The sequence below is a fragment of the Streptomyces sp. NBC_00876 genome (assembly GCF_045207435.1).
In the GTDB taxonomy this organism is placed as follows: Bacteria; Actinomycetota; Actinomycetes; order Streptomycetales; family Streptomycetaceae; genus Streptomyces.
In genome coordinates, this window is sequence record NZ_CP108800.1 from 4,107,341 (window position 1) to 4,121,553 (window position 14,213).

At 70.9% G+C, this 14,213-nt stretch carries 12 protein-coding genes; 2 read left to right on the forward strand and 10 right to left on the reverse strand.

The genetic code is table 11. The features are described from left to right. Positions 1-16: 16 nt before the first annotated feature. From OG782_RS17995 to pdhA, 6 genes are all read right to left on the reverse strand, one after another. Entirely contained in the window at positions 17-1,090 is a 1,074-nt protein-coding gene (locus OG782_RS17995) for a potassium channel family protein (protein ID WP_406459132.1), read from the reverse strand. 20 nt (positions 1,091-1,110) lie between these two features. Beyond that, positions 1,111-2,655, reverse strand: a complete 1,545-nt coding sequence (locus OG782_RS18000; protein ID WP_406459134.1) for a molybdopterin molybdotransferase MoeA — start codon at positions 2,653-2,655, stop codon at positions 1,111-1,113. Positions 2,656-2,930: 275 nt separating this feature from the next. After that, positions 2,931-3,788 (reverse strand): NTP transferase domain-containing protein, encoded by an 858-nt coding sequence (locus tag OG782_RS18005; protein ID WP_406452172.1) that lies wholly within the window; start codon positions 3,786-3,788, stop codon positions 2,931-2,933. 136 nt (positions 3,789-3,924) lie between these two features. After that, on the reverse strand, positions 3,925-5,364 hold the full coding sequence (locus OG782_RS18010) for a dihydrolipoamide acetyltransferase family protein (protein ID WP_406452174.1): 1,440 nt from the start codon (positions 5,362-5,364) through the stop codon (positions 3,925-3,927). Further along, positions 5,364-6,395 (reverse strand): alpha-ketoacid dehydrogenase subunit beta, encoded by a 1,032-nt coding sequence (locus OG782_RS18015; RefSeq protein WP_406452176.1) that lies wholly within the window; start codon positions 6,393-6,395, stop codon positions 5,364-5,366. The genes OG782_RS18010 and OG782_RS18015 overlap by 1 nt, the downstream gene beginning before the upstream one ends. Then, entirely contained in the window at positions 6,392-7,555 is a 1,164-nt protein-coding gene (gene pdhA / locus OG782_RS18020; protein WP_406452178.1) for a pyruvate dehydrogenase (acetyl-transferring) E1 component subunit alpha, read from the reverse strand. Before pdhA ends, OG782_RS18015 begins: the two co-directional genes overlap by 4 nt. A gap of 264 nt (positions 7,556-7,819) precedes the next feature. Here pdhA and OG782_RS18025 point away from each other — a divergent pair, with 264 nt between their 5' ends. Next, complete coding sequence (locus OG782_RS18025) at positions 7,820-8,326, forward strand: Lrp/AsnC family transcriptional regulator (protein ID WP_406459136.1); 507 nt, start codon at positions 7,820-7,822, stop codon at positions 8,324-8,326. Positions 8,327-8,404: 78 nt separating this feature from the next. Here OG782_RS18025 and OG782_RS18030 read toward each other — a convergent pair whose 3' ends face one another. Continuing rightward, positions 8,405-8,998 (reverse strand): TetR/AcrR family transcriptional regulator, encoded by a 594-nt coding sequence (locus tag OG782_RS18030; protein ID WP_406452180.1) that lies wholly within the window; start codon positions 8,996-8,998, stop codon positions 8,405-8,407. A 123-nt stretch (positions 8,999-9,121) separates the two neighbouring features. On the opposite strand from OG782_RS18030, the gene paaN reads away from it, so the two are divergent. Then, the gene (gene paaN, locus OG782_RS18035) at positions 9,122-10,822 is read left to right on the forward strand and encodes a phenylacetic acid degradation protein PaaN (RefSeq protein WP_406452182.1); all 1,701 of its coding nucleotides are present in this window, start codon (positions 9,122-9,124) and stop codon (positions 10,820-10,822) included. Between the two features lie 347 nt (positions 10,823-11,169). Here paaN and OG782_RS18040 read toward each other — a convergent pair whose 3' ends face one another. The 3 genes from OG782_RS18040 to OG782_RS18050 all read right to left on the reverse strand — a co-directional run bounded on the left by OG782_RS18040 (position 11,170) and on the right by OG782_RS18050 (position 14,125). Beyond that, a complete protein-coding gene (locus tag OG782_RS18040) occupies positions 11,170-11,850 on the reverse strand; it encodes a TrmH family RNA methyltransferase (RefSeq protein WP_406459138.1) in 681 nt (226 codons plus the stop codon). Between the two features lie 95 nt (positions 11,851-11,945). Continuing rightward, positions 11,946-13,265, reverse strand: a complete 1,320-nt coding sequence (locus tag OG782_RS18045; protein WP_406452184.1) for an HTTM domain-containing protein — start codon at positions 13,263-13,265, stop codon at positions 11,946-11,948. Further along, the gene (locus OG782_RS18050; RefSeq protein ID WP_406452186.1) at positions 13,262-14,125 is read right to left on the reverse strand and encodes a DUF5819 family protein; all 864 of its coding nucleotides are present in this window, start codon (positions 14,123-14,125) and stop codon (positions 13,262-13,264) included. Before OG782_RS18050 ends, OG782_RS18045 begins: the two co-directional genes overlap by 4 nt. Between the last annotated feature and the right edge of the window lie 88 nt (positions 14,126-14,213).

The following is a 14,213-nucleotide window of genomic DNA, read 5'->3' on the forward strand; positions in this document are numbered from 1 at the left end:
GCCGGGGCCGGGACCTTCAGGAGCGCGGTGCGCTCTGCGGCGGCTGGCTGAGGGGCGGATCGTTCGACACACGCACGATGGTGATCAGCCGGTCCGTCAGCTGCAAGGGGCTGGCCGCCGGATCGTCGTAGCCGAGGAGCCGGTGACCGCGCAGAACACTGACCACTAGGTCATCCGTCTCGCGGACGCTCTTGCCCACCTCGGCCTTTATCACCGGCCGTTCGACGAGGTCGAGCCCGCTGCCCTGCTGGATGAGGTCCTCCATCACCGTGCCCGCGCTGGGGCTGAGCACGGAGAGGCCGAGCAGCCGGCCCGCCGCACTGGCACTGGTGATCACGGCGTCGGCTCCGGACTGCCGCAGCAACGGAGCGTTCTCCTCCTCGCGCACCGCCGCCACGATCTTCGCGCCACGGTTGAGCTGGCGCGCGGTCAGCGCGACCAGGACCGCCGTGTCGTCGCGCTGAGTCGCGATGATGACCTGACGCGCCTTCTGCAACTCGGCCCGCAGCAGCACATCGCTGCGCGTGGCGTCCCCGAGAACTCCGGTGTATCCCTCGGCGTTGGCGATCTCGATCACCTTGGACGCCGGGTCGACGATGACGATCTGGTCCTTGCTCAGCCCGGTGGCACGGAGGGTCTGGATGGCCGAACGGCCCTTCGTACCGAAGCCGACGACAACAGTGTGGTCACGCAAGTTGGTTCTCCAACGCTTCAGCCGGAAGTCCTCCCGGGTCCGCTCCGTGAGGACCTCGAGGGTGGTACCGACCAGGATGATGAGGAAGAGCACACGCAGCGGTGTCACGAGCACCACGTTGATGAGCCGGGCGCCGTCGCTGTACGGGGTGATGTCGCCGTACCCGGTGGTCGAGAGGGTGACCGTCGCGTAGTACACCGCGTCCAGAAGGTCGACCGTGCCGTCGGCCGCGTCGTGGTACCCACCGCGGTCGACCCACACGATCAACACGGTGGCGAATAGCACCATCAGAGCCATCATCAGCCGCTTGGCGACCTGACGCGCCGGTCCGTCGACGACCCGGCGCGGAAGCATCACCCTGGTAGGGACGACATGCTCATCGGCTTGCCGGGCCATCGCATCATGGCCGGGAAGTTTCACGTGAAACACCCTTCAGTCCACGGCGTCGCCGGGGCCCACGGTAGATCGAGGATCTCCACCTCGGTGCCGGACCGTACCCCGCCCGGCTCCACGACGGCCAGCCCGTCTGCGGCGGCGATCCCGCGCAGCATGGCGGGACCGTTGTAATGCAGGGGTACGACGTGATCCGCCCCACCACCGGTTCCGGCGCCGCTGCGGAAGTCACTGGAGCCACGAGCACCGGACACGCGATGGACCACGGGCACCAGCCGGGTGTCATGCGGGTGACCGTGCACCTCGTCCCCTACCGCGACACGGTAGGGGTCCTCCGGAGTCCGTCCGGCGAGCCCTCTGAGCAGCGGTTCGGCCAGTGTGAGCAATCCGGAGACCGCGGCCAGTGGGTTGCCGGGCAGCCCCACGAGATACGGCCCTCCGGGACTGAGCCGGGCCAGCAGCATGGGATGTCCGGGACGCACCGCGACACCGTCGACGAGCAACTCCGCGCCGATCCGTGCAAGAACGGGGTGCACATGGTCGACAGGGCCGGCCGCGGTGCCGCCGGTGGTGACGACCAGGTCGGCCTCGGAGCCGGTGAGCGCCTGCCGCAGAACCTCCGCATCGTCACCGAGGCGCCGCGGCGCGGAGACCTCGGCGCCCAGCGCCCGTAGCCAGGGGCCGATCATCGGTCCGAGTGCGTCGCGGATCAGCCCGTCGTGCGGCAGCCCGGCCGTCAGCAGCTCGTCACCCAGGACGAGGACGTCGACGCGCGGCCGGGGCCGGGTGAGCAGTTCGTCGTACCCGGCGGCTGCGGCCAGTCCGAGGACGGCGGGTGTCACCAGCGTTCCGGCAGGGAGCAGTTGATCGCCCGACCGGCACTCCTGTCCTCGCGGCCGGATGTCCTGCCCGGGGCTCACCTGCCGCTGGGCGTGCAGCAGTCCTTTGGCCTCATCCGCATGGGCGTGCTCGCTGCGGATGACGGCGGTGCCCTCCGCCGGAATGCGGGCTCCTGTGGCGATGCGGACGGCCTCGCCGTCGGGAAGCGCGGCGGGAGCGGCGTGGCCGGCGAGGACGCCTTCGTTCTCCCGGATGTGCCAGGGGCCCGGTCCCGCGACGGCCCAGCCGTCCATGGCGGAGGTGTCGAAGGACGGCAGATCGGTGAGCGCGACAAGCGGCTCGGCGAGCACGTGTCCGAGCGCGTGATCGAGAGAGAGCCGCACAGCACGCGAAGGAACCGCGCGGCCCGCACGGGCGGCGACGGCACGGGCCTCGCCCCAGGCAGTCGCGCGGGCGTGCCGCCGCTCGTGCGCGGAAGGCCGGTCGTGCGCGGAAGGCCGGTCGTGCGCGGAAGGCCGATCGGGGTGACGCCCGGCGGACCGACCGGGGCCGGGGCCCGGCATGGCGGACCGGTTCGAGCCGGGCGTGGCGGGCCGGTCCGGGGCATGGGCGGTGGAACGGGCGGCGTCGTGCCGGAGGGTGGAGGGATCGGCCCGGGAGGGATCCGCATTCCGGGGCCGGCCGGGGAAGCCCGGTCCGGGCCCATCAGGTGCCCGTCTGCCGACCAGGGCGAGCGCCTGCTCGACGGCCCGCTCCTCGTCCGCCTCGGCCTGGGATGCGGTTCCGGTTGCGGCTTCGGACGCAGATCCGGATGCGGCCTCGGATGCGGTTCCGGACACGGCTTCGGACGCAGATCCGCATGCGGCTTCGGACACGGCTTCGGCCTGAGCCTCGGCAGCGTGGTTTCTCGAGACGGCCGGGTTCTCGGGCACCAGGAGCGAGTCATCCGCCTCCGCAGGCGAGGCCGTCGCCGGGAGACGCTCGGTACTGCCGCTGCGCCCCGTCACGGTGTCTCTGGCGTCTCGGTCTCGTCCGCCCACCGGAGGGCAAGCGCGGCGGCCCTGCGGGCCGCCTCCGCCACTGCCTCGGGTCCGCCGCCGTCGCTGCTCGCCTTCGCCGCCGCGTAGCCGACCAGGAATGTGGTCAGAGGCGCGGCGGGACGGGCGACACCGTGGGCGGCATCACGGGCGAGGTCGAGCAGGAGGCCGGTGTCGACGTCGAGTTCGATGCCCAGTTCGTTCTTGACTGCGGTGATCCATTCGTCCAGCACGGTCCCATGCTCTCTGATTCGTGCCCGGGCCGAAGCGATGTCCTCCCAGGTGTCGCAGTCGAACGAGGCGAGCGGGTCCGCCGTCACCCGCGACAGCTGCAACTCGTGTGTGAGCAGCCGCAGGGGCAGCCCGGCCAGACTGCCGTGCTCGGCGGCGAGGAGTGCCAGTTCTCGCCGCAGCGGCTCCGCGCGGTATACGGCGACCAGCGGCTGGTCCCGGCCGTCCTCATCGGCGCAGACAGCGCCTTCGGCCTCCCCGTGACCGGAGGCGTCCAGCAACGCCCTGACCGTGGCCGCCCCCAGAAACGGCAGATCGGCGGAGAGCACGAGAACGCGCTCCGCCGCCGTATGCCGCACCCCGGCCCCGAGTGCGGCCAACGGACCGCCGCCCGGAGGTTCTTCGCGTGTCCAGGTCACCGCTCGCACGGTGGGCCGCCGGCCGCCCACCACCACGGTGGTCCCGGCATCGGAACAGGCCGCGAGCACCCTGTCGAGCAGCGCCCGGCCCCCGATCCGGAGCCCGGGCTTGTCGGCGCCGCCCAGCCGTTTGGCGGCCCCTCCGGCGAGAACGATGGCGTCATACGCGGTCATGCCCCGAGTATGCGTGCCGCACAGCCCCGGAGACTCAGGAGGCCAGAGTCCAGAGGGCAGAGGGCAGAGGGCACGGCAGCCAAGGCAGTTACTGCGGCCCGCCCGGCCTCTTCCCCTTTCCCTTTCCCGGCCCCGCCTACAGCGTCCGCAGGAGCACCGCCGGCTGCTCCACGCAATCGGCCACATAGCGCAGGAAGCCCCCCGCTGTGCCGCCGTCGCAGACCCGGTGGTCGAAGGTCAGCGAGAGCTGGACGACCCGTCGCACGGCCAGCTCGCCCTCGTGGACCCACGGCTTGGGAACGATGCGGCCGACGCCGAGCATCGCCGCCTCCGGGTGGTTGATGATCGGCGTCGATCCGTCGACCCCGAACACCCCGTAGTTGTTGAGCGTGAACGTGCCGCCGGTCAGCTCCGCCGGCTTCAGCGTCCCCGTCCTGGCCGCCTCGGTCAGCCGGGTGATCTCCGCGCCGATCGACTCCACGTTGCGTGTCTGCGCATCCCGTACGACCGGGACGACCAGCCCCCGCTCCGTCTGAGCCGCGAACCCGAGGTGGACCTCGGGCAGCCGCACGATCTCGCGCGCCTCCTGATCCACCGTCGAGTTGAGCTCGGGGTACCGCGCCAGGGCCGCCGTGCAGATACGGGCGAGCAGCGCGAGCACAGAGACCTTGGCGGCGCCCGTCCCGAACCCGGCGCCGCCGACGCCGTTCATCGCCGCTCTGGCCGCCATCAGCTCCGTCGCATCGGCGTCCACCCAGCAGGTGGCGTCGGGGATCTCGCGACGGCTGCGCGACAGCTTCTCGGCGACCGCGCCCCGTACACCGCGCAACGCGATCCGCTCGCCCACACGTCGTGCCGACGGCTCGGCTTCCACAGGCCGCGTCGCAACCACCGTCGCGGCCCGGATGGCGGACTCGACGTCGGCGCGCAGGATCAGCCCGTCCGGACCGGATCCCGCAAGACGGCGCAGATCGAGGTCGTGCTGTCGTGCGAGCTTGCGCACCAGCGGGGAGACCACGGCGACCGGCCCAACAGCCGGCCCGGCGACCGGCTCGGCGACCGGCACCCGCAGCCCGTCAGGAAGGGCTGCGGAGAACGAAGTCCCGGCCGGTACCTGACCGGCGGAAGCAACAGGCGCCGGGGCGGTGACAGGGGCAGTGTCAGGGGCGACGGTGGGCGGCTTCAGACCCTCCGGCCGGACCCGTCGGCGGCGCACGGGCGGTGCGCCGGTCCCGTACCCCACCAGGACGTTCCCGGAGCCGGACGGCTCCGCCCCGGCGGCGCCCCCCGTACCGGAACCGGCATCCGCCGCTTCCCGGGACGACTCCACGGACCCGACGGCCACGGTCAGCAGGGGAGCCCCGACGGGAAGCTCCGCGCCCTCCTCGCCGAACCGTGCGGTGACCACGCCCCCGTACGGGCACGGCACCTCCACCATCGCCTTGGCCGTCTCGACCTCGACGACCGGCTGGTCGATTGCGACGACGTCACCGACCTCCACCAGCCAGCGCACGATCTCGGCCTCGGTCAGCCCCTCGCCGAGATCCGGAAGCTTGAATTCGAGTACTTGAGGCATCAGTTGTCCGCCTCCCACTGCAGTCGTGCGACGGCGTCGAGGACCCGGTCCACGCCCGGCAGGTGGTGCCGCTCCTGCATCGGCGGCGGATACGGGATGTCGAATCCGGCGACACGCAGCACCGGCGCCTCCAGATGGTGGAAGCAGCGCTCGGTGATCCGGGCCGCGATCTCGCCGCCCGGGCCGCCGAAGCCGGTGGATTCATGGACGACGACCGCGCGGCCGGTACGCCGCACGGAAGCGGCGACGGTCTCGTCGTCGAACGGCACCAGCGAGCGCAGATCGACGACCTCGAGGTCCCAGCCCTCCTCGACCGCGGCCTCGGCGGCCTCCATGCAGACCGGCAGGGACGGCCCGTACGTGATCAGCGTGGCGCTGCGTCCGGGACGCCGTACGACGGCCCGCCCAATGGGCTCCACAGCCGCGGGAGCCTGCGGCGACCAGTCGGCCTTCGACCAGTAGAGCCGCTTGGGCTCCAGGAAGACCACCGGGTCGTCGGAGGCGATCGAGGCCCTCAGCAGCCCGTAGGCGTCCTCGACCGTGGCGGGAGTGACGACGTGGAGACCCGGGGTCGCCATGTAGTACGCCTCCGAGGAGTCGCTGTGGTGCTCGACGCCGCCGATTCCGCCGCCGTAGGGCACCCGGACCGTGATGGGCAGCGGCATCGCGCCCCCGGTCCGGTTCCGCATCTTGGCGACATGGCTGATGAGCTGCTCGAACGCCGGATAGGCGAAGGCGTCGAACTGCATCTCCACGACGGGCCTGAGCCCGTACATCGCCATGCCGACGGCCGCCCCGAGGATGCCCGCCTCGGCCAGCGGGGTGTCGGTGCACCGGTCGTCGCCGAATTCCTTCGCCAGACCGTCGGTGATCCTGAATACCCCGCCGAGCGTCCCGACGTCCTCGCCGAGGACGTGCACGGAGGGGTCCTCGGCCATCGAGTCACGCAGTGCGCGCCCGAGAGCCTGCGCCATGGTGGCGGGCTTGGCCTTCGCCGTCCGCGCTCCGGCCGTGGCCGCTGCGGTGGTCATCGCCCTGCACCCCTGTCGTCCGTGCCGTGCTCGTCCTGCTCCGCGTCCAGCTCGACCCGCAGACGGGCCGCCTGCTCGCGCAGCTGCGTGGTCTGCTCCGCGTACACATGGGCGAAGAGGTCCATCGGGTCGAGCACCGGGTCCGCGTTCATCCGCTCCCGCAGTCCGGCCGCCATCCGCTCCGCGGCCGCCCGCACCTCCTCGATGGCCTCCGCGCCGAGCAGCCCTCGCCCGGTCAGCTCACGCTCGAGGAGCAGAACCGGATCGTGCGCCCGCCAGGCCTCGACCTCGCTGTCCCCGCGGTAGCGGGTCGCGTCATCGGCGTTCGTATGCGCGTCCATGCGGTAGGTGACGGCCTCCACGAGGGTCGGTCCGCCACCGCTCCTGGCTCGCACGACCGCCTCGGAGAGCACCTGGTGCACGGCGGCCGCGTCATTGCCGTCGACCAGCCGGCCGGGCATCCCGTACCCCACGGCCTTGTGGGCCAGGGACGGTGCCGCGGTCTGCTTGGCCAGGGGTACGGAGATGGCGAAGCCGTTGTTCTGCACGAGGAAGACGACCGGGGCCCGCCAGACCGCCGCGAAGTTCAGCGCCTCGTGGAAATCGCCCTCGCTGGTGCCGCCGTCGCCGACCATCGCAAGCGCGACCACGTCGTCGCCCTTGAGCCGCGCCGCGTGAGCCAGGCCCACGGCGTGCGGCAGCTGGGTGGCGAGCGGGGTGCAGAGGGGGGCGATGCGGTGCTCGCGCGGGTCGTAACCGGTGTGCCGGTCGCCGCGCAGCAGGGTCAGCGCCTCGACCGGGTCCAGGCCCCGAGCCACGGCTGCGAGCGTGTCGCGGTAGCTGGGGAAGAGCCAGTCCCGCTCCTCCAGCACCAGGGCGGCCGCGACCTCACAGGCCTCCTGCCCGGTGCTCGACGGGTAGACGGCGAGCCTGCCCTGCTTGGTGAGGGCGGTCGCCTGCGCGTTGTACCGCCGACCGCGCACGAGCTCGGCGTAGAGCCGCAGCAGCAGCTCGGGGTCTGCGTCGGCCACGGCGTCCGTACCGAGCACCCGGTACGGCTCGGGGTCCGGGAGCAGAGGCGCGGGATCGGTGAGCGGCTTCCAGGCCGGGGGCGGCGTGGGCCGGTAGGCGGCCGCGCCGGGCAGCTCTTGGACCGTCATGACAAGCACCTCCTGGCATCGAGGGGTATCGAGCGGCATCTGGCGATATCGAGGGATGCCCCGATATCGAGGGGTGTCGAAATATGTCGAAATATCGAAAGCCGTGCGAGGCGCGGGTGTGGTGCGTCTCACCTACCGATTGTTCGGTCGCGAGCGCATTTTGGCTACAGGCGCCGCCAGCCTGTGGACAAACGGTTCTCCACAGCCTGGGATGGGGGCAGGTCGTCCAGGACGGGGAGGCACGGGAACATGGCAGCTGAACAAATGGCCGACGGAGGCGAGGAACCCTCCGAGATCCCTCCGGCGCGCCCGCTCGACTCCATCGACCGCGCCATCCTCCGGCTGCTCCAGACGGACGGCCGCGCCTCGATACGGTCGGTGGCCGACCGCGTCCATGTGTCGCGGGCCAATGCGTACGCCCGGATCAACCGGCTCATCGACGACGGCGTGATCCGCGGATTCAGCGCACGGGTGAACCATGAGCGGGCCGGGCAGGGGGCCTCCGCCTACATCACGCTCAAGATCGTCCAGAATTCCTGGCGCACGGTCCGCGAACAGCTCCAGGCGCTGCCGGGGGCCACGCACATCGCACTGGTCAGCGGCGACTTCGATGTCCTGCTGCTGGTGCACACCCCGGACAACCGGGCTCTGCGCGAACTGGTCCTGACCCGGATCCAGGCCATACCGGAGGTGCTCTCCACCCGCACCCTGCTGGTGTTCGAGGAGACGGACCTGGCACCTGGCCCCGATCGCCCCACGGAACTCACCTGAGACGCGGAAAGCCCCTACCCACCAGAACCTGCCCCGCCCGGGCCGGCGCGGTGGGCGCGGCAGACGCCCCCGTCCGGCTCAGCGACTGGATTTCATGCCCTCGAAGGCCAGCCGCACGACGGTGTCCGCGAGCTGCTCCTCCTCGGCGCCACCGTCCGGCAACGGCCGGTACCACTCCACCAGGGAGTTGACCATCCCGAACAGGAGCCGCGTCGCGAGCCGTATGTCCACATCGGAACGGAGATCGCCGTCCGCGACCGCGGCCTTGAGCAGATCGGCCACCCGCTGGTCGAACTCGCGCCGCCGCTCCAGGGCCCAGCGCTCGGTCTTCGTATTGCCCCTCACCCGCAGCAGCAGCGTGACGTAGGGCAGTTCGGCTATCAGCACCTCGACGGTACGGCGAGTGACGTACTCGACCCGCTCGATTGCGCGGCCCCGCTTAGCGCCCGCCTCGTCGAGGATTCCGAACAGTCCGTCCAGGGCCCGGCTGACCGCGCGGCGCAGCAGTTCTTCCTTGCCCACGACGTGGTGGTAGATGGACGACTTGGAGATCCCTGCCGCCTTCGACAGGTGCTCCATGGACGTGCCGTCGTAGCCGCGCTCGTTGAAGACACGGACGGCGACCGTGAGCAGAGTCTCCGGGGTGTACGTGTCCCGCTTGGCCGTGGTCATGCCCGCGATCCTCCCCTACGAGTTGTCCACAGGTTTGGTGGGCCCCCTTGTCCCGACCGATCGTTCGGTTACTCTAACTCTGTCCGCCCGTCCCTGCCCAGCTCGATGAGGAGTTGGTCCGTCATGGCCGCCGAGCTCTCCCCGCACCAGTTGTCCGAGAGGCACCGCCCCACGCTGGACCGGACCCTCGAAGCGATCCGCACACGTGACTACTGGTCCCCGCATCCCGAGCACCCGAAGGCGTACGGCGAGGGCGGCGCCCCCGGCAGCCTGGGTGCCGCCGAGGGCAAGGCCGCCTTCGACGCGGTGCTGCACACGCGTCTCGACCTGGGTCAGCCCGGCACCGACGGCTGGACGGGCGGGGAGATCTCTCCGTACGGCCCCGAGCTGGCCGTCGAGTATCCGCACGCGGACCTGGACGTCCTGCTTCCGGCGATGCGTGCCGGCATGCCCGCCTGGCGCGAGGCGGGCCCCGAGACCAGGGCCCTGGTCTGTCTGGAGATCCTGGCGAGGATCAGCGCCCGCACCCATGAATTCGGCCACGCGGTGATGCACACCAGCGGACAGGCCTTCATGATGGCGTTCCAGGCCGGCGGCCCGCACGCCCAGGACCGGGGTCTGGAAGCGGTCGCGTATGCGTACGAGGAGCAGATCCGTGCTCCCCGGACCGCCGACTGGTCCAAACCGCAGGGCAAGCGCGACCCGATCGCGTTGCACAAGACGTTCACCGCGGCCGGCCGCGGCATCTCGCTGCTGATCGGCTGCAACACCTTCCCCACGTGGAACGGCTACCCGGGCCTCTTCGCCTCCCTCGCCACCGGCAACCCGGTCCTGGTCAAGCCGCATCCCCGTGCGGTGCTTCCGCTGGCACTCACCGTTCAGCTGGCGCGCGAGGTGCTCACCGAGGCGGGCTTCGATCCCAACCTCGTCGCCCTGGCGGCCGAGCGGCCGGGCGAGGGCATCGCCAAGACCCTGGCGGTCCGCCCCGAGATCAGGATCATCGACTACACGGGGTCCACGGAGTTCGGCGACTGGCTGGAGGCCAACGCCCGCCAGGCACAGGTCTATACGGAGAAGGCCGGGGTCAACACGATCGTCGTCGACTCGACGGACGACTACCGCGGCATGCTCGCCAACCTCGCGTTCTCGCTCTCCCTCTACAGCGGCCAGATGTGCACGACCCCGCAGAACCTGCTGATCCCCCGGGACGGGATCACGACGGATGCCGGCGACAAGACCTACGACGACGTGGTCGGCGACATCGCCGCAGCGGTCACCGGCCTGCTGGGTGACGACGCGCGGGCGAACGGGCTGCTCGGCGCGCTGGTCAACCCGGACGTGCGGACCCGCCTGGAGGCGGCCGCACAACTGGGCGAGGTCGCGTTGCCGTCGAGAGAGGTGGCCAACCCCGAGTTCCCCGAGGCCGTGGTCCGTACGCCGCTGATCGTCAAGCTCGACGGCGCCAAGCCGGACGCCGAGTCCCCCTACCTGTCGGAGTGCTTCGGCCCGGTCTCCTTCGCGGTCGCGGTCGACTCGACGGCGGACGCCGTGGAACTGCTGCGCCGCACGATCCGCGACAAGGGAGCGATGACGGTGGGCGCGTACACCACGTCACCGGAGGTGGAGCGCGCGGTGGAGGACGTCTGCCTGGACGAGTCGGCCCAGCTCTCGCTGAATCTGACCGGCGGGGTGTACGTCAACCAGACGGCGGCGTTCTCCGACTACCACGGCTCGGGCGGCAACCCGGCGGCAAACGCGGCCCTGTGCGACGGAGCCTTCGTCTCGAACCGCTTCCGCACCCTCGAAGTCCGCCGCCAACGCTGACAACCCGAGGCCTGCCAGACACCCCCGCCCCGCCCACCGACCAAGCCCAATCCCAGCCCACCCGGCAACCCCACCCGCCCACCGACCGGGCCCAATCCCAGCCCACCCGGCAGGCCCACCCCGCCTACCGACCGAGCCCAATCCCAGCCCGTCCGGCGTTTGAGGACCGGGGGTCCGGGGGCAGAGCCCCCGGTTACGGGAAGGGGCGGGTAGGGGAAAAGCCCCGCCGCAGGCACCCCCACCCGCACCCGAAATCGAGGCCCTGCCGGCCGCCCCCACAAGCGACCGGCCGCAGGGCCACCACGGGGTCACAGGGTCACAGGGTCACAGGGTCACGATCGCGGCACCTACACACCCGCCCCAGGAATATCCGCATACCGCTGCACCCACGCATGCATCGCAATCGCCGCAGCCGCCCCCGCATTGATCGACCGCGTGGACCCGAACTGCGCGATCGAGCACACCATCGAGGCATGCTTGCGAGCCTCCTCGGTCAGCCCGGGCCCCTCCTGCCCGAAGAGCAGCACACACCGCCGCGGCAGCTCGGTCCGCTCCAGAGGGACAGCCCCCGGCAGGTTGTCGATACCGATGATCGGCAGCCCTTCGGCCGCCGCCCAGGCGGTCAGATCCGCAGTGTCGGGGTGGTGACGGACATGCTGGTAGCGGTCGGTGACCATCGCCCCGCGCCGGTTCCAGCGACGCCGCCCCACGATGTGCACCTCCTTGGCGAGGAAGGCGTTCGCGGTGCGCACCACCGAACCGATATTGAAGTCGTGGCCCCAGTTCTCCACCGCCACATGAAAGTCGTGCCGCCGCAGATCCAGATCGGCGACGATCGCTTCCCGGGTCCAGTAGCGGTACGCGTCGCCCACATTGCGCCGGTCGCCCCCGGCGAGCAGTTCGGGGTCGTACCGCTCGCCTTCGGGCCAGGGCCGGGGATGCGGTCCGACGCCGATCTCCGTCCCGAACCCTTCGTCGTACTGCGCCGGCTCATCCGTCACGGACGGCGCGGCTCCCCCACCCGTCACGGACGGCTCAGCCGCCCCTCCCGCGCTTCCGGCGCTGCCCGTACTTCCGGCACTGCCCGCACTGCCCGTACTGCTCGTACTGCCTGTCTCGCTGCTCACCCGACGAGCGTATGGCCCCCGCCGTCGCTGTGCTGCGGTGCCTCCCGGCCGCCGGCGGCATCCCGCTGACCCGGAACCCTGCCGCGCCGCCGGAACAGCCGCTCCCGCCCGAGCGTCACCCGGCCGCCCAGCCACACCAGGAAGACGGTCGGCAGGAACACTGCGTCCGCGGCGATCATGGCCATCGAGAAGAAGGGCAGGCCCAGCAGGATGGCGATGCCGGCGTGCTCGCAGATCATCGCGACCAGCAGCACGTTCTTGACGCGCCGGTTGAACAGGGTGAAGGGGAAGGCGACCTGCACGATGACCGTGGCGTACGACAGCACCATCACCATCACACCGCTGGAAGCGAGCATGTCCGAGAGGCCGGGCCAAGGCGTGAAGTAGTTGAGCTTGAGGGGGTAGTACAGCGCCGTGCCGTCCTGCCATCGCGAGCCCTGGATCTTGTACCAGCCGGCGGTTGCGTAGATCAGACAGACCTCGGCCATGATCACGACGAGAGTGGCGTTGTGGGCGAGGTTGGCGATGACATCGAGCAGGGTGCGCAGCTCGCTGCGCGGTGCGTTCCGGTTCACGGCCCACCAGGCGGCGTGGCCGGTCCACAGAATCCAGAGGAGAACCGGCAGCCAGACGGTTCCGCCCAGGCTGTCCGTCACCGTGGCCCCGAGGAGAACGGCACCCAGCACCGCCCACAGCAGCGGACCGGCCACATCCCCCCGCGCCGGACGCCCGCCACCGGCCTTCGCGTACGGCTCCCCGCCCTCGTCCGCCACACGCGTCCAGTGCGCCTCGTCCACCTCGTCCACGGCATCCAGGGCTTCCACCCCAGCGGCCCGGCGCCGCGCACGGCGGGCGTCCAGCGACCAGACCTGCCCGCACCGGGTCAGCATCAGATAGATCGCCATCAGATGGATGACGTTGTCGCCGCCGTCACCCATGAAGATGCTGCGGTTCTGCAGCGAGAGCACCCCGGCCATGAACAGGACGGACATGGCACGGGTGTGCCATCCCACCATCAGCAACGCGGCGGAGATCAGCGCCAGGGCATACACGGCCTCGAACCAGACGGTGCTGTCCGACCACATCAGCGCCGTGAAGGCCCGGTTGCCCGATATCAGCTGCTGCGCCATGTCCCAGCGCCACGGGGCGTCGGGGCCGTACATCTCGTGCCGGTGGGGGAGTTCGCGCAGCAGGAACAGCAGGTAGGTGGCGGAGAAGCCGATACGGATGACGGCGCTCTGGTACGGGCCCAGGGCCGAGGCGGTGATGCGCTGGATTCCGCGGGCGAGCCTGTGGTCGGGGCCGGGCGTGCTCACTGGTCCGCCTCCTCGGAGTCGGCCGAGCCCTTGGGCAGGTCGGCTTCGGTGACGGTCCACCAGGGCAGCACCCGGTAGGACGGCGCGGTGCTGATCTTCTCGTCGCTCCAGTCCGGCGCCGCGACGGACCGCACCTCGGACCGGACCTGGATCCTCAGGACGGTGTTGCCGTAGTCGTGCTCGCTGAGGCGCAGCATCACGATGCGGCGGATGTACTGCTCGGAGAGGGTGCCGCGCGGGCCGTTGGCCCGGTTCTGGCTGTCGTGGGACCCGAGATAGAAGTCCCAGGCCCTGCGGAGCTCGTTCTGCTGGACGTGGCTGGGCAACGGATTGCCCCGTATCGCTTGGCCGTCCTCACCCGAGAGATTCCGCCAGGACGTGGTCCGGCGGCCGTCGGAGCCGGCTGTCTCGGCGCGTACCTGCACGGCGATGTTCTGTTGCAGCGGATTGGGCGCGAAGAGCTTCCAGTTCTGCTCGAACTCCGGATAGACCCATTCGTCGACCGCTTCGCCGTGCTGCTTGGTCAGCGTGTTGGAGGGTGCGACGTGCAGAAACACCATGACCAGCTGAACGCCCGCGATCAGCCCGATCACCGACAGTGCCACGGCGGCGACGACCTGGTACGGAAATGACAGCCCCGCCATTCCGGTGCGCAGGCCCGAACCGGCCCCGGACCCCGAACCGGCTCCGGACTCCGGCCCTCCGTCGGACGCCTGCCCGGCGCCGGGCTCCGAGCCGGCGTCAGCGTCCGGACCGGCCCGCAGGCCGGGGCCTGTACGCGGCCCGGGAACCGGATGTGGATCGGGGCCGGCCACGCTCTCGCCCCCACCGCCGACGCCCCTGCCGCCGTACGAGTCCATCCCGCCCCGATCCCCATCGATCCCGGTCAGTTATCCACAGGGTTGACACCCTACGGGCCGCAGACTCACCATTGAAGACATTGAACCG